Here is a 17,537-nt window from a genome sequence, read left to right as displayed (position 1 = left end):
CTGACAGCCGATCAGCGCGTCGCGCAAGAGGTGGAGTAGCGCGCACGCGCCAGGGCGCTTTGTCTTTGGGGAGAGAGCAATGCTTTCAGTCGACCAGTTCTTGCGGTTCATCAGCGTGCCGGCCGTGTTCGCGGCCTTCGTCATCGCCTCGCAAATTTCGGCAGCGCTGTCGCCGCTCTAACCCATCGCGGAGGAGCCGAGCAAGGCGAGGACGGCAAGCGCCATCAGCGCGGTGCCGAGCCAGCCTACCGTGACGAGCCACGACCGCGCCTTGAAGCGCCCCATGATTGTCCCGTTCGAGACGATCAACATCATCATCGCCATGATCGGGACGGCGACGATGCCGTTGAGCACGGCGCTCCACACCAGCATGTGGATCGCACTGATGCCGGTGAAACCAAGCCCGAAGCCGATCACGGTCGCGGCTGCGATGATGGTGTAGAAGCCGACCGCCTTCTCCGGCTTTGCCTCCAGCGTGGCACGCCAGCCGAAAATTTCCGCAACGCCATAAGCCGCCGACCCGGCCAGCACCGGGATCGCCAGGAGGCCCGTGCCGATGATGCCGAGCGCGAACAGCACGAAGGTGAAGTCGCCGGCGAGCGGCCGCAGCGCCTCGGCCGCCTGCGTCGCCGAACTGATGTCGGTGACGCCGTTGGCGTTCAGCACCGCGGCGGTGGTCAGGATGATGAAGAAGGCGATGCCGTTCGACAGCAGCATGCCGACGGTGGTGTCGGCCTTGATGCGCGCGATCTCGGGATCACCGCCGCTCGGCAGGTCGCGCAGCGGCTTGTCGCGCTTGCCCTGGTTCATCTCCTCGACCTCTTGCGAGGCCTGCCAGAAGAACAGATAGGGGCTGATGGTGGTGCCGAGGACTGCGACCACCATCATGAAATAATCGGCGTTGACGGTCGCCTTCGGCCACACCGTGGCAAGCAGCGCCGTGCCCCACGGGATCTTCACGGTGAAGGCGGTGGCGACATAGGCGAACAGCGATAACGTCAGGAATTTCAGCACCGGCGAATAGCGTCGATAGGGCACGAACACCTGGAGCAGGGTCGAGCCCGCCGCGAAGATCAGCGCGTGCTCGTGATTGAGCCCGCCGATGACCAGCGAGAGCGCCTCCGCCATCGCCGCGATGTCGGCGGCGATGTTGAAGGTGTTGGCGGCAACGAGCAGCCCCACGAGTCCCATCACGATCCAGCGCGGCGCGAGCTGCAGGACGTTGGCGGCCAGCCCTTTGCCGGTGACCCGGCCGATCCGCGCGCTGACGAGCTGGATCGCGATCATGAACGGCGTGGTCAGGAAGACCGTCCAGAGCAGCCCGTAACCGAATTGCGCGCCGGCCTGCGAATAGGTCGCGATACCCGACGGATCGTCGTCGGCCGCGCCGGTGATGAGGCCGGGACCGAGCCGCCGCAGCCACATCGGAGCGGACTTGGCCGGCGCGTCGGAGCGGCCATGCCTGGGGCGGCGGTGTTGCGATCGGTTCGACAGGGCTGACCTTCCGGAAATGACGAATTCAAGGCTCAAGCGCGATCATAGCCGCAAAGTTCCTCGGCCGGCCAGCGACATGCCGTGCCCACGGTCTTTCGCCGGCGGCGGTCTAGCTCCGCTTCAAGACAAGGCCGTGACCCCGCTTACGGCGCTGCGCACTACCCTTGCGAAAAAGCACGTTGAGATTGCAGGGAGCTTCATGAGCCATTGCCGGAACGGCGGAGGCGCGATGGCGTTCTCCTGTCGCTGCAACAGGCTGTCGACAAGGTGGGCAATTCGGCCGCCGCCGTCCGCAAGGAGCTGGCGGTTTAAGCCGGCCCTTTTCCGTCAGATGATTCCGCTCGCCGTCATCGGGGGGCGGGCTACTTGATGCTGACGAACATGCCCCAGGCGGCGGCGAGCGCCGCGCCGGTGAAGACGACCACCGGATTGTCGCAGAACGTGCCGCCATAGCTGCACACGTTCGAGCCGAACTGGCCGAGCTCGTGATGGCTCGCGGAATAGAACAGTCCTGACAGTCCCAGCAATGCGGCGGCGACGTAGTACATCGCGCATGTCTCCTCAAGACGTGTGTGCCAGCATGGCGCGGACAAATTTCATTTCGTCGAATCCGCTTCGTTGCTTTTGATTAAAGTTTGACCCGTCGGGGAAAGCAGCTGCGCCGATCGCGGCCGCGATTGAACCTGCGACCCCGCTTGCGACACCAAGACAGGCAGAGCTTTAGCCATGGCTGCCGCGACCCTGCTGGGCAATTCGGCCTGGTCGTCGCAGCGCTGGTGAACGGATGTTGTCATGAACCCCGCGCTCGATCTCCTCTATCGCCTCGTTGCGCTCGCGGTGTGCGTCTACTGCGTCCGCAAGGCCTGGTATGGCTATGTCGATCGAAAGATCCTGTTCGTCAGCGACGACTGGCTGGACTGGTCGCGGTGGTCGCGGCAGGAGTTTTGCCGGGACACCATGCCGATCCGGTACTGGATGCAGATGGGCGGCACGGCCTTCGGCGCGCTGCTCTGCCTCGTCGGTGCGATCATCGGGTGGCAGCCGAACGTCTGAAGCGCGCGTTGGTGTCGCGCGATGCAGCCTGCACCGAAACCGTTTTGAAACAGTCCTGAAACCAGATCATCCTGAACGCCGTCGCCGTTGGGCCCGACCAACGGAGCGAAAAGGAGATCACCATGATCCAGGTCGGCTCGAAGGAAGAAGTCGCGTTGCTGCTGGCGTTGTTCGGGACCCATACCCAGCCCGTCAGGAGACCTAAGCCGAAATCGCAGCAAGGCTGAGATTAAGAACCCATGCCGGGTCCATATCGAGCGGAAGCTGGCGGAGGAGTGAGGCGCCCAGGCACTTGCCCTGGTCGCTTGAAGAGCTGGCATCGGTTTTGCTGCATGACGTCCTAGTCCCCGGCCCGGCCCATCCGGCCGTTTCAGATTGAGGCGATCACATGCAGTCAACGTCCCGTTTCGAAGCGGCCGCGTCCTTGCAGCTCCACGCCCTGATCTCCGATCTGCACTGGCGCGTCCAGATGCTCGAGAGCGACATTGCCGAGGAGGAGCGCACTGCCGGGAATGCCGATCCCGGCAGTGCCACCTATTCGATGCTGGCCCTCGCGTTGCGCGCGCGCAGAGACAATCTGCTGACCTCGATCGCCTTGCTGCAGGGACGTGAACAGCGCGCGGCGGAGTTGTCGCGCGCTGCGTAGCGGCTGGCAGCTCGGTTGGGAACTTCCGGTTCTGAAGGTGGTTTGGTCAGGTGGTCGGCCTGTCCGCCGATTGACCGGCCTGGAATGGCGGCTCCGGCGCCCAAGCCCCGTCCGTGCCGGGGCCGTTTTTTGCGCTTTGACACGTCGGGCAAAACACTGGCAGAATGCCATCATCGGAAAATCGAAAAAGTCAGGTCGAGCCCGCGCGGAGGCCATCCGCCGCGGGTTTTTTGATGAGCTCCGAACGTTCAGCAATGCGCTAGGGGCAGCGATATTCGCTACGAAAGACGATTGGCACCAGTTCAAGGCCGCTTAGCATGAAAGCCCCGCCGAAGCGGGCTTTCACTTTCGTATATTCGGAGCCTATGCCTCCCCCGGCGTAGCTGGAATCAGCGCTCGTTTTGGCGTCAGATACCAAATCAGAAAAAGTAAGCCGGCCCCGTGGGAGAGAAGAGCCGTCGTCAGCGGAATATTGATGAACTGCTGGACTGCCATGGCAGACGAGAGAAGGACGAAGCGGGGCGGCAATCGCGCTGCCATTGAACTCGCAACTGCGATAATGGTGCCGCAGATCAGAGCTGACACGGGCGCCCACTTCACGCCGACTGAAGCAACTCCTTCCGTCGAGAGCATGGAGGCGTTGAAGTTTCCGAGCGGGTAAGCCTGCGCGATTTCGACGCCGAGCTGGGGGTCATAGGCGCACCCAACTATAGCCCTGATAAAGCCAACCTGGCAAAAATGGGTCGGCGCATGATTGGCGAAGAACGCATTGTAAACGTCAAGCGAAATCGATGGAATCGCGGCCAGTCGAAAATTGATCAGTCCAAATACTTGATAGACTGACCTGTGCGCAGAGGATTCGACAACCAGCGCGACCAGACCCAACGTAACAGGGAAAAGGATGGAGACAATAACGGCGCACCTTGCCTCAAAAAGCCGGCTCAAGCCAAAAAGAAACGCGAGCCAGAACGGGGCCAGCAATGCAAATTTCGTAAGAGTGATGGGGTACAGCGCAAGCATGAGGGCTAGAGCGGCGCACGCCATGACGGGGCGCTTCAACTCCACATAGGAGGCGAAGGCAAGGGGCAGAAGAGCGGATAGAACGATCCCGTTCGCGTATCTAATCGGAGCAGGAAACTCCAAGTCGGTCCGGAACCTGTAGATATCCGTTACCGCTATGAGACGAAAATTGTAGCATGCAGCAGCAATTACCGCGCCAGCGGAAATGAGCAAAAAAACATCCGGCAACCGTTTGGCTACTGCAACGGGGATCTCAAATCGAGGCAATTCTCGTGTGCCATTCGATGCCAAGAAGACGATCATCAGCCCAGAAATGAACGCTGATGCGATGGCCAACGGGTGGTCATACTGAAGTCGCGAGAACGGCGCGAGGCAGAGAAACCCGAATACGATCCAAAAAAAATAGAAAGCAACGACGTATCCAAAAGAGAATTCGCTGCGCTGCAATATCCAAAAGCAAATAGCTGCGAAGACGACGGGGGCGACCAATGCAGGCCCCACCTGCGCGGCATCAAATCGCGGCAGGATGAGGAGGACATTCCCGAATGTCTCTCCGACGCATGCAAGAGATATGCAAATTGAAACGCAGGTCGCCCAAAATAGCCCGGCGCGCATCAGTTGTCATCACGTGCGGGAATGACGTTTTTGAGCACTATAAAGTCAAGGCCTAAGACAATCACTGGTGCAAGCAGGCCCCAAAGAACGACCGACATGATCTCCCCATCTACTTAGGTTCCCGCTCGACTCTTTACACGAAATTCAAGGAATTTGCGCGCATCTTCTTATGGGCTTAATCAGAGGTCAAAGACCGTCCGCATCGTTCGTTTGACACGTCGGGCAAAACACTGGCAGAATGCCATCATCGGAAAATCGAAAGAGTCGGGTCTGGCCCGCGCGGAGCAATCCGCCGCGGGCTTTTTGATGTTGGACACCCGGCCTCGCGCCCAGAGGAACAGTCCGCGGCCTCGGATCTTGTACCGTCAGGAGGCTTCCATGCTGACAGACGCTCAGATCGCCTTGCTTTGCGACATCGGCCAGTCCATCGCCTTCAGCGATGACAGGCACGGCGAGGTGTTCGAGCTCATTGCGGACGGCTACGTCGAGAGGGATGGCAACATCTTCAAGCTCACCGCGAAGGAGGAAGCGGTCGTGATGGATCGCGGTGTGGGGTTGGACGAGGCGTGATCTCGGTTTAACCGAAATTAGGTTGACACGTGTCGGGCAAAACACCGGCACAATGGCGTCATCGGAAATCGGAAAAATTAGGTCGCGCCCGCGCGGAGGCAATCCGCCTCCGCGGGCTTTTCTTTGGAGCCGGCATTCGCTTGACGTCGCTTGGTGGCCAATAGCGGATGTCCAATGGCACTTGGTCAGGCATCGGCTTGTGATCCTAGCGGAAGTTTGCTCTAGCCGGAGCCAACCTGTCGTGCTCTTATTCAGGAGTGGCTTTTCTTTGGTCGCGCGGTCGCCTACTTCGTGGCGCGCTAACCCCGTGGAGTGGCAGCCATGGTGCAGAACCTCATAGCCGCATTTGTCGTAGTGGCTTTGATTATCATGGGCGTGCTTGCTTATGCCCAGAAACATGAAGGGTGCTTGCGCGGACGCTCGCTCCAAACCTTCCAGCCCTGCGGATCAGTCAGCACTGACATATAGCGCTGCCCGCGACGCCGCGGCAAACCTCGCGAGACCTTGATTAGACGGCCTGGGTCTGGTTGTGGCCCACTAGGCGCGATCGGGCAGTGACCGCTTTCAGTCCGACACCAGTCCTGATGCTGACGCCGGAAACTTGGCGAATTCATTCGTTTGCACGTCGGGCAAAACACTGGCAGAATGCCATCATCGGAAAATCGAAAAAGTCAGGTCGAGCCCGCGTGGAGGCAATCCGCCGCGAGCTTTTCGATGTCGGACACTCGGCCTCGCGCCCGGAGGAACAGTCTGCGGCCCCGGATCTTGTCCCGTCAGGAAGCTCCATGCTGACAGACGCCAAGATCGCCGTGCTCTGCGACATCGGCCAGTCCATCGCCTTCAGCGATGAATTGCAGGTGAAGATGCGCGTCGCTGAAGCCATCATGCACGAGCAGATCGGGCGGGACGAGGACTGCACCTTCGTGGCCGAAGAGATCATAAAGATGCGTGTGGTCCTGAGTGGCCTTGTTCGAGAGCGGAGCGCGCTGGGCGACAACGAGCCCATTCTCGTGCGTAGCCCTTTCATTCGCCGTCGTTCACGGGCAGTGGCACGGTCTCGTGTTGCCAAACGACGTCTTGTGCCCCACGGCTTTGAGCAGAGACGGGGTCACGCACACCCGTGAAAGGACATCGACAATCTCAGGCGGTTTCCAGCGCCATGGGTAATGGAAGAAGAGAAGGAGTGTTTTGAGGTCAAGGATGCGAGCGGCTTTATGATCTGCCGCGTTCATCATCGAGATGACCTGCACTCGTGGGGCTATCAGTACGCGCACCAATACCTGTCGCGCGATGAGGCAAGGCGGATCGCGAGAGCAATCTCCCGATTGCCGGAGTTGCTGAAGCGTCCTCAATATTAACATCGCTTCGGTTTATCCTCACAAAGAAGTTGACCCGTCGGGCAAAACACTGGCAGAATGGCATCATCGAAATTTTGGTTCAGCCCGCACGGCGCAATCCGGAGCGGGCTTTTTCATTTCGACATAGGCTTTGACACGTCGGGCAAAACACCGGCAGAATGGCATCATCGAAACGAGTTTGTCAGGCCCGCGCGGGAAGCATCCGCTGCGGGCTTTTTCGTTTCGATTGCAGGAATCGGACGGCGTCCCGCGCATCGCGGCCTCGCCCTCGTTGAAACGCGTTCATGGAGCGCCGACAAGCGCGCCGCCGTCCGAACCACTTTATTGGCCGAGCACGCGCGAACGTGCCGGCCCGCGGCGCGAGCCTTTGCTTGTGCCGCCGCGGTCTCCGGAGACGGGGATAAGGTTCGCGCCGAAACGATCGCGCGTCGTCTCGCGATCTGCCGCATTGTTGTTTTCGTTGGAGAGAAGATGACCGTCTATCTGATATCGCTCGCGCTTGCGGGCCTGGTCGCGATTGTCGTGTGGGAGATTTTTGCATGAGCGATGGTCTTGAAGACGAGCCTGGGGTCGCGCAAGTCTACCGGCCCGTCGCCAGGAAGGCGTCGAAAGCACGAACGCTAACCGAGATCCGATCGCTGGCGCGCAGCCACACCAGGACGGCTATCCGTGTCCTCGTCGGCGTCATGCGCAGCGACGATGTGACGCCGGCGGTGCGTGTCTCGGCCGCCAACGCGATCCTCGATCGCGGCTGGGGCAAGGCGACGCAACCGCTCGAGAACGGCGAGGACGACGTGCTGGAATTGATCCACCGGATCGAACGCATCATCGTGCATCCGGAACGTACTAAGGGCGAGGATGCCTAGCGCTATCGCTCGAGAAGAGGCGCGCTTCCATGTCGACCCTGAAAATTCCAACGGCTAAGATTTTTGCGCCGTTGCTGAAGCCTGCGCGCTACAAGGGCGTTTACGGTGGACGCGGCTCGGGCAAATCGCATTTCTTCGGTGAGCTCCTGGTCGAGACTTGCCAGGCCGAGCGCGGCACGCTCGCGGTGTGCATCCGTGAGGCGCAGCGGACGCTGGCGCAATCGTCGAAGCGGCTGATCGAAGGCAAGATCGCAAGCCTCGGGCTCGGCCACGGTTTCAAGCTCTATAGCGACAAAATCGAGACGCCCGGCGACGGGCTGATCATCTTCCGCGGACTCCTGGACGATGCCGGCAAATACCGGCTGATGATGAAAGCGAGGGATGCCGTCACGTCAAAGCCGATACCGCCGGTGCAAAGGCCGGGCATGGCGGCCAGCCGGGGTGAGCGCGATCAGCATGATCTGCGTGCGTTGAGCGCCCGGCTCTCCAGCTCAGGCGATCTCAAGGACGCGGTCGCGCTCTACCAGGCGAAGACAGCCGGCCGGCGGTGAGGGAGTCTGCGCGAGCAGCTCTTCGCCGAATGAAAGGCAATGAGGGTTTTTTTCTGGCTCTGAAGAGACGGTGTGCATACAGGAAAGGATGCCCATGCTGTTGAGACGTATTTTGCCCGTCATGATTGTCGCGACAGGCCTTCTCCGATCGGTCGATGCATTTGCCGGTGACTACGCCGTTTCCTATGCCTTCGACGGTGAGACGGAGGAGGGTGTCGCCACGGGTGCAACGAACCCGCTCAACGAAGTGGGAACCACGAACGAATGCCAGTATGACAGGCCTTGCACGATAGAGCTGACGAAGTCGGATCTGACGATATCGTTGAACGTACAACGTTCGGGGCGCCATAAGGTGGTCGTCTTTGCCGACGGCGGTCGTAGCCGCAGTATCGGTTGTTGCTATTTTTCGGGCGGGGAGCGGCGCGCCGAAGGCGACCTTACTCAGCCAACGCTTTGGCTGCGCATCTACGATGGGCACGCTCGCAAGAGAAACGAAGTCGTCCAAAATATCCATTTGGGGCTTCTGTATCTCCAATTTTCAAGTTTGAGATAGTTCGGCGTTCGAGAACGCCGCTAATCCACCTTCGCTGTCTTATTCGTCAGCCGTATCCTCCCGCGATCCTTGTCTTGATCGCGGGGCCGGGTCGGCATGCTTCCACAGGAGCTCATGATGGCCACCATCGAGCGACAATACCTGCCTCCCCTGAATCCCGAGACGACGATCGCGGAGGCGGATCGCCCACGTGTGTACGATATCGTTCGCAAGCAGTTGGCCGATCTCCTGGAAGGAGATCAGTCCTACTATCCGGATGGAGTCCAGAAGGATTGGCAGGCGCGGGCCGAAGATCTTGACGGCTTGATCGGATCGATTTCGAGCTTGCGAGGACGTGTCAACGATCCGGCTGATATCCTTGGAGATGTGATCAGACATCTTGGTCGGCATGCAGAAGACTTCCGCGACCGAATCAAGGGGGCAGGGCCATCCGATTCAATCGAGCTGCCGCCGACGCCGTCGCCCACAACCCGGGACAAGAACGAGCTGTACGTTGATCCAAATCCATTTGCTCCGCCGATGAAGGCTCTTCCGCGGCCGCGGCAAGAATGGCCGGTTTCGTCGACCGCTGGAGGCGCCGCGGGCAGCGGGACGACTACGCCGGAGCGGCGCATCGCGCCACCAATATTCTTCCCGTTTTAGGGAAGCTTCCGTCGGTCTTCTCGCCGTACCGACCGGCCGAGCAAAGTGAATCTAGCATAGGAGAACGCTCCATGAGCGAGGACGACAGAAATTTCATCGAACGCGCCGCCTCCATCACTGGAAATCTCTACGGCGAGCCGATGTCACCGGATCGGATCGCGGAGAACTTTGCGCTCTACGGCTTGACGAAGCGCGTCGCCGCGCTCGAGCGGTTCGATGCCGAGCTGGGCGGCGAGATCGATTCGAGCCCCCATAGCTTGCGGCGGCGCGTTCAGCTCGTCGATCTGCGCCGGCGTATGGGTACTCTCCACGAGGCGCTGCGCAACGCGAAGCGATGACCCATCCGTTGCTGAACGCGCTCGCGCAGGCGCGGCGGCGCGACGCGCCGATGTTCGTGAGATGGTGCGAGCTGAACAACGTGGCTCCTTGTCCGGCGACGCCTTCGTCAGTGGCGCGCTTCGTGGGCGATTGTGCATCCCTTGGCGCGGATCGCCTCTGGCCAGCCGTGCAGGAGATATCGCGGATGCACGCGTCGCTGGGTCTTGCCGATCCCACGCTTGGCAGCCCCGCCGCAAACGCGATGAGCGCAGTTGCGGCGGTCGCTCCGCCGCGATCCTGGCCGAGACAGTTCAAGCAACGGTTCGGCTCGCTGCCTTATGACATCCAGGCCTATCTCGCAGCTCACGAGACTCAGCGCGAACGTGCGCTTCGGCGAGCGCAGAACGAAGCGGCAGCCGCCAGCCGCAAGTCGGCGGCGCTTGAAACCCAATTGAAGGACGGAACGAGACATGGCGACGAAGCAGCAGCGCGCGATGAGACTTGAAGAGCGGATCGAGGACCTGCGCGCCGAGATCGATGGCATCATCGACGAACGGGTGGCGAAGATCGCAAGCCAGAGCCCCGGAGTGCCACCCGGCGTGATCCGCAACCTGCTCACGGCCCGCGCGCCGGCCTGCCGCTGTGCGCAATATCTCGAGCTGTGTGGCAGCGAGGCGAAGAATCCGGACTGACAGTCGCAGGGCAGGTGATGCCCTCCGCAACCATAGCGGCGACGATGATGCGCGCCTATAAATCAAGGAAGCAAGATGACTCTGTATAAGTGGTCCCAAACGGCCTCTGCCGACGCAACGGCGGACTCGACGATCAACTGGGCCGAGGGGCAACCCCCCTCCAGCGTCAACGATTCCGCGCGGGCGATGATGGCGGCAATTGCGAAGCACCGCGATGATATCGCCGGCGCGATCGTGACAAGCGGGACCAGTACCGCCTACGTCGTGAACTCGTACCAGGTGTTTCAGTCGCTCCCGCAACTGAACGGCCAGATCATCGCCTTCACGCCCCATACGACAAATGGCGCAACGGTCACGATCAACGTCGATGGTCTTGGTGCCAAGCCGCTTCGGTCCGCGCCAGGGGTTGAATTGCCGGCCGGTACAATTGTCCAGGGGACGCCGTATGCGGCGCTCTACAATAACGGCGATGGGGCCTTCTATCTGGCCGGTTTCTTCAACAATCCCTACAACGTCCCGATCGGCGCTTGCATCGATTTCTTTGGCGCGACGGCACCGAACAGCTCGTTTGTGCTGACGTATGGTCAGGCTGTCTCCCGAACTGGGTACTCGACGCTATTCTCGCTATTTGGGACAACATATGGTGTCGGGGACGGCTCAACGACCTTTAATATTCCGGACTGCCGGGGTCGCGTTATCGCAGGCAAAGATGATATGGGCGGGTCTGCGGCTTCGCGGCTTACATCAACCTATTTCGGAGGTTCGGCGACCAATCTTGGCGCGGTAGGTGGCTCCGAAAGTCACACTCTTACGACGGCTCAACTTGCATCGCATGCACACGCGAATAGCCTGACCGATCTCGGACATCAGCACGGCGGCGGCCAAGCCAGCACTCAAAATGCCTTTGGAGGCACTAACTCAGGTGCCCAGACCACTTGGGGCGGCGGGGCGGGAAATACGGGCTCTGCGACTGCGGGGATCACGATTACAAACGCCTCTGCCGGCAGTGGCAATCCCCACAACAATACTCAACCCACAATCATCGCTAATAAGCTTCTACGCATAATTTGAGGCTGGCGCAGCCGTTGTAGTCAACCTTCCAAGTTTCATGAAGCTTTGTTCGATGGCAACATAGAAGGTCCATGCCATCGGTAGCGTAAAGATGACGGCGAGACCAAAGATAAACATCCAGTTGTCTGAGGATCTTGCGGCCAGCGACAGGCCTATCGGATGTAGCAAGTAGAAACTATACGAAATTCGTCCAATGAAGCGAGCGGGCGGAGTATCCAAAATAGCGAAGAGACGATCTTTGGGGTTATTTGCAATCAAATAGATCAATGCAGCTGAGCCTAGTGTTTCGCCCAATATCGTAATCGCTGTTTGCTTGCGAAGGCCGCAAATAATGAGAATGGTAACAGCTAACGCTGCGTATCCGATCAGCGAGATTCGTTCTGCGCGCAGTGCGCAATAGACAAGAACTCCGACCACGAAGGCGTAAAGAGGTGCCAAATTAGTGAACCCACCTAATAGATGAACATAGGGTCCCCAAGATGAACAAGCGGTTAGGATCACGCAAATTGAAACGAGAGGCCTGGCGCCGAATCGTTGGTACGCCAGAAAGGATGCAAGGATTAGGGGAGATGCTGCACATTCAACGGTCATTGACCACATTGCGCCGTTTATGTCGCTGCGGATCATAAGTGCGTTCATGAGGACGTTTAGCGCATCAAAAGAGGCTTCGAATCCCACGACAAAGCCGAATCGCCAATGAAGAAACGTGAGCAGCAAAACTGTTGAGGCGGCGGCGGGCAGGAGGCGAAATAGTCGATTGATGAAGAATCTGCTCGGATTAGGATTTCGGTCGAGTGATCGCGCCAAGACAAAGCCGCTGAGCACAAAGAACAGCACAACCGGAGCCATACCGGTGACGACAGTGTCGTTCCGCAAGCCGTATGAATGATAGGCAACGACGGAAACCGCGGCTAGGCCCCGAAGCGATTCAAGGCGGGGAAGAAACTCGGCTTGGCGATCTGTATCGCGCTTTGGCATAGCTGCGCGTTTTCCAAATATTGCTGATTTGTATCTTACCGTATCGCCTCACCTCTAACCTGAGTCAACCCATGGTAGACCTCAACGCCCTCTCTGCGGCGAATGCGAAGCGCTGGGCGAATGCCAAGCCGACCCGGAAAGCAGAGGCTGGGAATGCTGCGTTGCGCCTTTACAAGGCGAAGCAGCGCTATCAGGCGGTCGAGCGACAGACGGGCGTTCCTTGGCCCGCTATCGCCGTCATCCACGAACGGGAATCGTCCCAGCAATGGAATGCCTCCCCGGCCCAGGGCGATCCCTGGAATCGTGTCTCGGTTCACGTCCCGGCTGGTCGAGGTCCTTTTGACTCCTGGGAGGCGGCCGCAATCGACGCGCTGGTCAAGTGTCCGCCGTTTCTGGCGCGCCACAAGGATTGGACCATCGCCGGAGCGTTGACTGCGCTCGAAGCCTACAACGGCATTGGCTACGCAGCTCGCGCTGTGCCTTCGCCCTATCTCTGGTCGGGGACCAACCAGTACCGGGCCGGAAAATACGTGCGCGACGGCCTCTACGATCCCGGCAAGGTCGATCCGCAGCTGGGATGTGCGGCGCTGCTGATAGCGCTGACGGAGCTCGATCCGGACATCAGCTTTGCAGGGACAAGGATCGCAAAGAGTTCTGCGAGCGGCGTTCCGGCCACGCCTTCACTGACGAACCCGTCCAAGGGCTCGATCGGCGCGTTCGTCGTCAATTTGATCCAAGCCATCTTTAGAAGGAAATGAACATGCAGACCATTTTTGACGTCATCGTTTTCGCCGCCGGCTTCGGCGCCTGCTGGACTTGCAAGGACACGATGCTCAGGTTCGTGACCGGAACCGAGGCCCAGGTCAAATCGCTCGAGACCAAGCTCGCTTTGCTGCGGGCCATGCTGTGATGCTTGTCCGGATCAAGGCGGCCTGCCTGCACTCCGTGACGATCGCCTGGAGCTACTGCATCGCGCTCGCCGGTGCATTGGCCATGATCGTCGATGACCTTGCCGACGCCCTGGGCGATCCCGGCATCAGGGATCAGATCAGCGCAGCGATCGGCGACGTCAAGGTCACGGGACGCATCCTGCTTGCGATCTCCGTCGTGACAATCATCGCCCGGCTGCGAACGCTGAGGAGAACAAACTCATGTGGATGACGATCATCTCGTTCCTTGGCGGTCCTGTCGTGAGGGCGCTGATCGACGCTTACAGCACGAAGCTGAAGGCCGAGAACGTCGACAGCAAGATCGCGGCGGATCTCGCCGCGAGCGAGATAGCGGCGCAGACGGCCGAAACCAAAGCCGTCATGCAATATCGAACGGCGGAGCTCGGCTATTGGCACGAGCCGGATAAGTTAATTGGATATTGCGTCACGATCTATTTCGCAAAACTCCTTGTCTGGGACAAGGTTCTCGGCCTCGGATCAACAGATCCCCTGGCGGGGTTCGCGGCGATCACCGCCAATCTCGTCGTCTCCTTCTACTTTGCCAAGCGTGGCTTTGAGAATGTTGCAAGGATCATCAGGCGGTGAAGATGCCAGATGACGAAATCAGGGCGATCGTGGCCGAGACGCTCGCCGAACAGCACAGGCTCCAGCAGGACAGCATCGATGCGATCGTGTTGAAGGCGCTGGCATCGGTGCTGGCTTCCTTTGGCATCGAAGATGATGACCGGAAGGAGGTGAGGGCGGATTTCCAACACCTGCGGCGGTGGCGTAAGAGCGTGGAGCAGGCGCAGAGCTACACCTTCAAGGCTGTAATTACGGTGATTGCGACCGGCCTGATGGGGGCCGTCTGGCTCGGCGTGAAGGTCGTGCTGAGCAAGTGAGCTTCTCGCGGCGGTGACGTCGCCGCGTGGTGGATCAGGTCGGTGCGATGTTGTGGGGCAAGCCATGTACAGAATTCGTATGGTCGATGCATCCGATGATGACGTTGCCGACACCTTAGATGATCTGCATCGCCTGACGTTCTTCGATGCCGCGGCCATGCCGCAGTTCGAGCTCGGAGTGTGGTGGCTCGCTTATCACGGCGATGATGCGATCGCCTTTGCAGGCGTCGTGCCGTCCACCTATGGACGCAATAGCGGTTACTTCTCCAGGGTCGGAGTCCTGCAGCGGCACTGGGGCAAGGGGCTCCAGCTCCGGCTGATGCGGGCCGTTGAAGCACGAGGGCGGCGCATCGGATGGGACAGTATCGTTTCGGACACAACGGACAATTGCTTCTCTGCGAATAACTTCATCAAGGCGGGCTATCGGCTTTTCGAACCCGAGGTGCCCTGGGCCTGGTCGCATACGCTCTATTGGCGGAGGTCGCTTCGCTGAACGGGGGTTTCCCGTGGTGCGGAAGGTGGTTCAAATGGCGCGCGCCGACGCAGGCGCAGCCTTGTTCACTTGGACCCGGCAGCTAGACCGCTGCCGGGTCCTTTTTGCGTATTGAAGCGTTGTTGCTGAAGCACTTGCGAAGTCGGCCCTCCCGGGCTTTAAGTTCGCTTGCAGGAAATTCGGCGAGCATAAGCCGATGTAAGGGAGCCCCAGGGATGTCCACCAAGCCTCAATTGCCGGAACGTCCGCTGCGGGCGGCGGGAGGACCGTCCGCACTTGATGGTCTTCTGGTCGTGGATTTCACGCGCGTGGTCGCGGGTCCCGCCTGCACACAGACGCTTGCCGATTTCGGCGCGCGCGTCATCAAGATCGAAAATCCCGATGGTGGCGACGATACACGCGCTTATGAGCATGCCGAGATCGGCGGGGAAAGCGCGGCCTATCTCAGCCTGAACCGCAACAAGAGCGGCATCGCGCTCGATCTCGCCGTGCCGGAGGCGCGCGAGATCGCGCTGGATCTGATCCGCAGGGCGGACGTGGTCGTTGAGAATTTTTCCAGCGGGGTGATGAAGAAGTTCGGCCTGGACTATGAGACTGTGGCGCCGCTCAACCCGCGACTGGTCTATTGCTCGATCTCGGCTTACGGACGCACCGGGCCATTCGCCTCGCGCCCCGGCTTCGATCCGATCACGCAAGCCGAGAGCGGCTTCATGTCGCTCAACGGGTTTGCTGATGGCCCGGCAGTTCGGACCGGCCCGCCGATCGTCGACATGGCGACGGGGATGTCGGCCTGCAATGCCATCCTGCTGGCGCTATTGGCGCGGGACCGGCTCGGCCGCGGGCAGCATGTCGAGGTCGCCCTGTTCGACGTCGCCATGGGAATGACCGGCTTCTACGGCATGGCCTATCTGATCAATGGCAAGAATCCCGGCCGGTTCGGCAATTCGCCGAGCGGGTCTCCGACCGTGGGCGTCTACGAGGCATCCGACGGTCCGCTTTACATGGCCTGCGCCAATGACCGGCTGTATCGGCGGCTGGTGGTCGAGGTGATGAACCGTCCGGATCTGATCAACGACGCCAAATTTGCGACGCGCAAGGCGCGGTCCGAAAACAAGGAACTCCTGCGTGCCGCCATCGCCGAGGTGTTCGCAAGCGACACGCTCGAGAACTGGATGGCGAAGATGAAGCTGGCCAATATTCCGGTCGGCTATCTCCGGACCGTCGAGGAAGGATTCAACGCGCCCGAAGCACGGGAACGCGCACGCCTGAGCCGGATACCGCATCGCACGGCGCAGTGGGTGCCGAACATCGAGCCGCCGATCAACATGAGCCTGACGGCGGCAATTGATCCTGTGGCCGCACCGATGCTGGGCGAGCATACCGAAGACGTCATGCGCGAGACGCTTGGTTACGACCAGAATCGGATTGCGGCTTTGACCGAAAAGGGGGCATTCGGGCTGCGAAAGGCCACGACATCGGACTGAGCGCGGCACCAGCTTGATTTGGCAAGGTTCCCGCCGCATAAATAGTTGAGAGCGAGGGACACGAATGGCGCCTGGTCAAGAGCCGAGTATGGGTCAGTCGGTAGCGACAGACTCCGGCGAACGAGCCTATGCGGCGATGATTGCCAGGGCCCGGTCGCTGCTGCCGCAATTGCGGGAACGTGCGGCTCGCACGGAGGAGCTGCGGCACCTGCCGCCCGAGACCGAGCGGGACCTGCATGATGCCGGCCTGTTCCGGATGCTCCAGCCGAAGCGCGTCGGCGGCGCCGAACTCGACTACGTCGCCCTGATCGATTGCGCCGAGTTGCTCGGGCGGGCCGACGCGTCGGTGGCCTGGAACCTGGCCAATCTGGCAAGCCACCACTGGATGCTCGGCATGTTCGAGCAGCGCGCGCAGGATCTGGTCTGGGGCCGAGATCCGGACGTGCTGATTGCGTCATCCTTTATTTTTCCCGCCGGCCGCGCGCGGAAGGTCGAGGGCGGATACCGGCTGCACGGAAGCTGGCCGTTCTCGTCGGGTGTCGGCTCCTGCGCGTGGAACATGCTGGCAAGCGTCGTCTCGTCCGACGACGAGGCTGACGGTATCGAATACCGCATCTTCCTTTTGCCCAACGCCGACTACAGAATCCTGGATACCTGGAACGTCGCAGGATTGCGCGGCACCGGGTCGTCGGATGTCGAAGTCAGGGACGCCTTGGTGCCCGAGCATATGACGGTCGCTGTCGGTGATTTGGCAGGGGGCGCAACGCCCGGAAGTGGTGTGAACCCCAATCCGCTGTACGCGCTGCCGGTGTTCTCGCTGTTTCCTTATGTTCTCTCCGGCGTCGCGCTCGGGAATGCGCAGGCCTGCCTCGACGATTATGCGGAGGTCGCGCGTCACCGCATATCGACATACAACCGCGCCAAGCTGAGCGACTTCCAGAGCACGCAAATCAAGATCGCGGAGGCTTCCGCCAAGATCGATGCTGCGCGCCTCATCATGCGCGCGGCCTGTCTAGAGGCGATGCAGGATGCGCGACGCAACCGCACGCCCGACATGGCAACCAAGACCAGATATCGGCGCGATGGAGCGTTCTCGGTCAATCTGTGCACTGATGCCGTCTCGATGCTGTTCGCGGCGAGCGGGGCGCGCGGCCTGTTCACGACGGGGGTGTTGCAGCGGCAGTTCCGCGATGCGCACGCGATCAATTCGCACCTCGCCTTCAATTTCGATGCGGCCGGAACCAACTATGGACGTGTGGCGCTTGGACTGCCGTCCGAGAATCTCACCTTGTGAGGCCGGCG

Annotated in this window: 25 protein-coding genes and 1 pseudogene; 22 read left to right on the top strand and 4 right to left on the bottom strand. The window is 60.4% G+C overall.

All coding sequences use genetic code 11. The features are described 5' to 3' along the window. Window positions 1-177: 177 nt before the first annotated feature. Complete coding sequence (locus ACP2YP_RS28205; protein ID WP_426426288.1) at window positions 178-1,425, bottom strand: NRAMP family divalent metal transporter; 1,248 nt, start codon at window positions 1,423-1,425, stop codon at window positions 178-180. 336 nt (window positions 1,426-1,761) lie between these two features. Between ACP2YP_RS28205 and ACP2YP_RS28200 the strand changes: the two genes are divergently transcribed. Beyond that, window positions 1,762-1,806 (top strand): hypothetical protein, encoded by a 45-nt coding sequence (locus tag ACP2YP_RS28200; RefSeq protein WP_426426286.1) that lies wholly within the window; start codon window positions 1,762-1,764, stop codon window positions 1,804-1,806. 50 nt (window positions 1,807-1,856) lie between these two features. Here ACP2YP_RS28200 and ACP2YP_RS28195 read toward each other — a convergent pair whose 3' ends face one another. Beyond that, window positions 1,857-2,042 carry a hypothetical protein gene (locus ACP2YP_RS28195; RefSeq protein ID WP_426419521.1) on the bottom strand — a complete coding sequence of 62 codons (186 nt, stop codon included), beginning with the start codon at window positions 2,040-2,042 and terminating at the stop codon, window positions 1,857-1,859. A 244-nt stretch (window positions 2,043-2,286) separates the two neighbouring features. On the opposite strand from ACP2YP_RS28195, the gene ACP2YP_RS28190 reads away from it, so the two are divergent. Both ACP2YP_RS28190 and ACP2YP_RS28185 read left to right on the top strand, forming a co-directional pair. Next, the gene (locus tag ACP2YP_RS28190; RefSeq protein ID WP_426419520.1) at window positions 2,287-2,547 is read left to right on the top strand and encodes a hypothetical protein; all 261 of its coding nucleotides are present in this window, start codon (window positions 2,287-2,289) and stop codon (window positions 2,545-2,547) included. A 388-nt stretch (window positions 2,548-2,935) separates the two neighbouring features. Continuing rightward, a complete protein-coding gene (locus ACP2YP_RS28185; RefSeq protein WP_426419519.1) occupies window positions 2,936-3,193 on the top strand; it encodes a hypothetical protein in 258 nt (85 codons plus the stop codon). A 363-nt stretch (window positions 3,194-3,556) separates the two neighbouring features. Here the strand turns inward: ACP2YP_RS28185 and ACP2YP_RS28180 are convergent, their stop codons facing one another. Then, window positions 3,557-4,828, bottom strand: coding sequence for a hypothetical protein (locus ACP2YP_RS28180; RefSeq protein WP_426419518.1), 1,272 nt, complete (start codon window positions 4,826-4,828; stop codon window positions 3,557-3,559). 378 nt (window positions 4,829-5,206) lie between these two features. Here ACP2YP_RS28180 and ACP2YP_RS28175 point away from each other — a divergent pair, with 378 nt between their 5' ends. From ACP2YP_RS28175 to ACP2YP_RS28125, 11 genes and pseudogenes are all read left to right on the top strand, one after another. Next, window positions 5,207-5,398 (top strand): hypothetical protein, encoded by a 192-nt coding sequence (locus tag ACP2YP_RS28175; RefSeq protein ID WP_426419517.1) that lies wholly within the window; start codon window positions 5,207-5,209, stop codon window positions 5,396-5,398. Between the two features lie 554 nt (window positions 5,399-5,952). Beyond that, window positions 5,953-6,522 (top strand): hypothetical protein, encoded by a 570-nt coding sequence (locus ACP2YP_RS28170; RefSeq protein ID WP_426419516.1) that lies wholly within the window; start codon window positions 5,953-5,955, stop codon window positions 6,520-6,522. A gap of 291 nt (window positions 6,523-6,813) precedes the next feature. Continuing rightward, on the top strand, window positions 6,814-7,299 hold the full coding sequence (locus ACP2YP_RS28165) for a hypothetical protein (protein ID WP_426419515.1): 486 nt from the start codon (window positions 6,814-6,816) through the stop codon (window positions 7,297-7,299). Further along, complete coding sequence (locus ACP2YP_RS28160; RefSeq protein WP_426419514.1) at window positions 7,296-7,622, top strand: hypothetical protein; 327 nt, start codon at window positions 7,296-7,298, stop codon at window positions 7,620-7,622. The genes ACP2YP_RS28165 and ACP2YP_RS28160 overlap by 4 nt, the downstream gene beginning before the upstream one ends. A 29-nt stretch (window positions 7,623-7,651) precedes the next feature. After that, window positions 7,652-7,966, top strand: a pseudogene (locus ACP2YP_RS28155) (phage terminase large subunit); the annotation flags it as partial. A 301-nt stretch (window positions 7,967-8,267) separates the two neighbouring features. Further along, window positions 8,268-8,726, top strand: coding sequence for a hypothetical protein (locus ACP2YP_RS28150; protein ID WP_426419513.1), 459 nt, complete (start codon window positions 8,268-8,270; stop codon window positions 8,724-8,726). 117 nt (window positions 8,727-8,843) lie between these two features. Continuing rightward, window positions 8,844-9,368 (top strand): hypothetical protein, encoded by a 525-nt coding sequence (locus tag ACP2YP_RS28145; RefSeq protein WP_426419512.1) that lies wholly within the window; start codon window positions 8,844-8,846, stop codon window positions 9,366-9,368. 71 nt (window positions 9,369-9,439) lie between these two features. After that, window positions 9,440-9,706 (top strand): hypothetical protein, encoded by a 267-nt coding sequence (locus ACP2YP_RS28140; RefSeq protein ID WP_426419511.1) that lies wholly within the window; start codon window positions 9,440-9,442, stop codon window positions 9,704-9,706. Continuing rightward, on the top strand, window positions 9,703-10,191 hold the full coding sequence (locus tag ACP2YP_RS28135; protein WP_426419510.1) for a hypothetical protein: 489 nt from the start codon (window positions 9,703-9,705) through the stop codon (window positions 10,189-10,191). Before ACP2YP_RS28140 ends, ACP2YP_RS28135 begins: the two co-directional genes overlap by 4 nt. After that, the gene (locus ACP2YP_RS28130; protein WP_426419509.1) at window positions 10,157-10,378 is read left to right on the top strand and encodes a hypothetical protein; all 222 of its coding nucleotides are present in this window, start codon (window positions 10,157-10,159) and stop codon (window positions 10,376-10,378) included. Before ACP2YP_RS28135 ends, ACP2YP_RS28130 begins: the two co-directional genes overlap by 35 nt. A 75-nt stretch (window positions 10,379-10,453) precedes the next feature. Continuing rightward, on the top strand, window positions 10,454-11,449 hold the full coding sequence (locus ACP2YP_RS28125; RefSeq protein WP_426419508.1) for a phage tail protein: 996 nt from the start codon (window positions 10,454-10,456) through the stop codon (window positions 11,447-11,449). Here the strand turns inward: ACP2YP_RS28125 and ACP2YP_RS28120 are convergent. After that, window positions 11,435-12,427: an acyltransferase family protein gene (locus tag ACP2YP_RS28120; protein WP_426419507.1), complete on the bottom strand. Its 993-nt coding sequence runs from the start codon at window positions 12,425-12,427 to the stop codon at window positions 11,435-11,437. The genes ACP2YP_RS28125 and ACP2YP_RS28120 overlap by 15 nt on opposite strands. Window positions 12,428-12,498: 71 nt before the next feature. On the opposite strand from ACP2YP_RS28120, the gene ACP2YP_RS28115 reads away from it, so the two are divergent. The 8 genes from ACP2YP_RS28115 (at window position 12,499) to ACP2YP_RS28080 (ending at window position 17,529) form a co-directional block, all read left to right on the top strand. After that, window positions 12,499-13,185 carry a hypothetical protein gene (locus tag ACP2YP_RS28115; protein WP_426419506.1) on the top strand — a complete coding sequence of 229 codons (687 nt, stop codon included), beginning with the start codon at window positions 12,499-12,501 and terminating at the stop codon, window positions 13,183-13,185. Between the two features lie 2 nt (window positions 13,186-13,187). Next, window positions 13,188-13,337: a hypothetical protein gene (locus ACP2YP_RS28110; protein WP_426419505.1), complete on the top strand. Its 150-nt coding sequence runs from the start codon at window positions 13,188-13,190 to the stop codon at window positions 13,335-13,337. Further along, window positions 13,337-13,588: a hypothetical protein gene (locus tag ACP2YP_RS28105; RefSeq protein WP_426419504.1), complete on the top strand. Its 252-nt coding sequence runs from the start codon at window positions 13,337-13,339 to the stop codon at window positions 13,586-13,588. Before ACP2YP_RS28110 ends, ACP2YP_RS28105 begins: the two co-directional genes overlap by 1 nt. Continuing rightward, window positions 13,579-13,962, top strand: a complete 384-nt coding sequence (locus tag ACP2YP_RS28100; RefSeq protein ID WP_426419503.1) for a hypothetical protein — start codon at window positions 13,579-13,581, stop codon at window positions 13,960-13,962. Before ACP2YP_RS28105 ends, ACP2YP_RS28100 begins: the two co-directional genes overlap by 10 nt. Further along, on the top strand, window positions 13,959-14,258 hold the full coding sequence (locus ACP2YP_RS28095; protein WP_426419502.1) for a hypothetical protein: 300 nt from the start codon (window positions 13,959-13,961) through the stop codon (window positions 14,256-14,258). Before ACP2YP_RS28100 ends, ACP2YP_RS28095 begins: the two co-directional genes overlap by 4 nt. Before the next feature lie 64 nt (window positions 14,259-14,322). After that, the gene (locus tag ACP2YP_RS28090) at window positions 14,323-14,751 is read left to right on the top strand and encodes a GNAT family N-acetyltransferase (RefSeq protein ID WP_426419501.1); all 429 of its coding nucleotides are present in this window, start codon (window positions 14,323-14,325) and stop codon (window positions 14,749-14,751) included. A 215-nt stretch (window positions 14,752-14,966) separates the two neighbouring features. Further along, window positions 14,967-16,235 (top strand): CaiB/BaiF CoA transferase family protein, encoded by a 1,269-nt coding sequence (locus tag ACP2YP_RS28085; RefSeq protein WP_426419500.1) that lies wholly within the window; start codon window positions 14,967-14,969, stop codon window positions 16,233-16,235. Window positions 16,236-16,299: 64 nt separating this feature from the next. Beyond that, window positions 16,300-17,529, top strand: coding sequence for an acyl-CoA dehydrogenase family protein (locus tag ACP2YP_RS28080; RefSeq protein ID WP_426419499.1), 1,230 nt, complete (start codon window positions 16,300-16,302; stop codon window positions 17,527-17,529). Window positions 17,530-17,537: the final 8 nt, after the last annotated feature.

Source organism: Bradyrhizobium genosp. A (assembly GCF_049949275.1).
In the GTDB taxonomy this organism is placed as follows: domain Bacteria; phylum Pseudomonadota; class Alphaproteobacteria; order Rhizobiales; family Xanthobacteraceae; genus Bradyrhizobium.
This window is presented reverse-complemented; position numbering and strand designations above follow the sequence as displayed.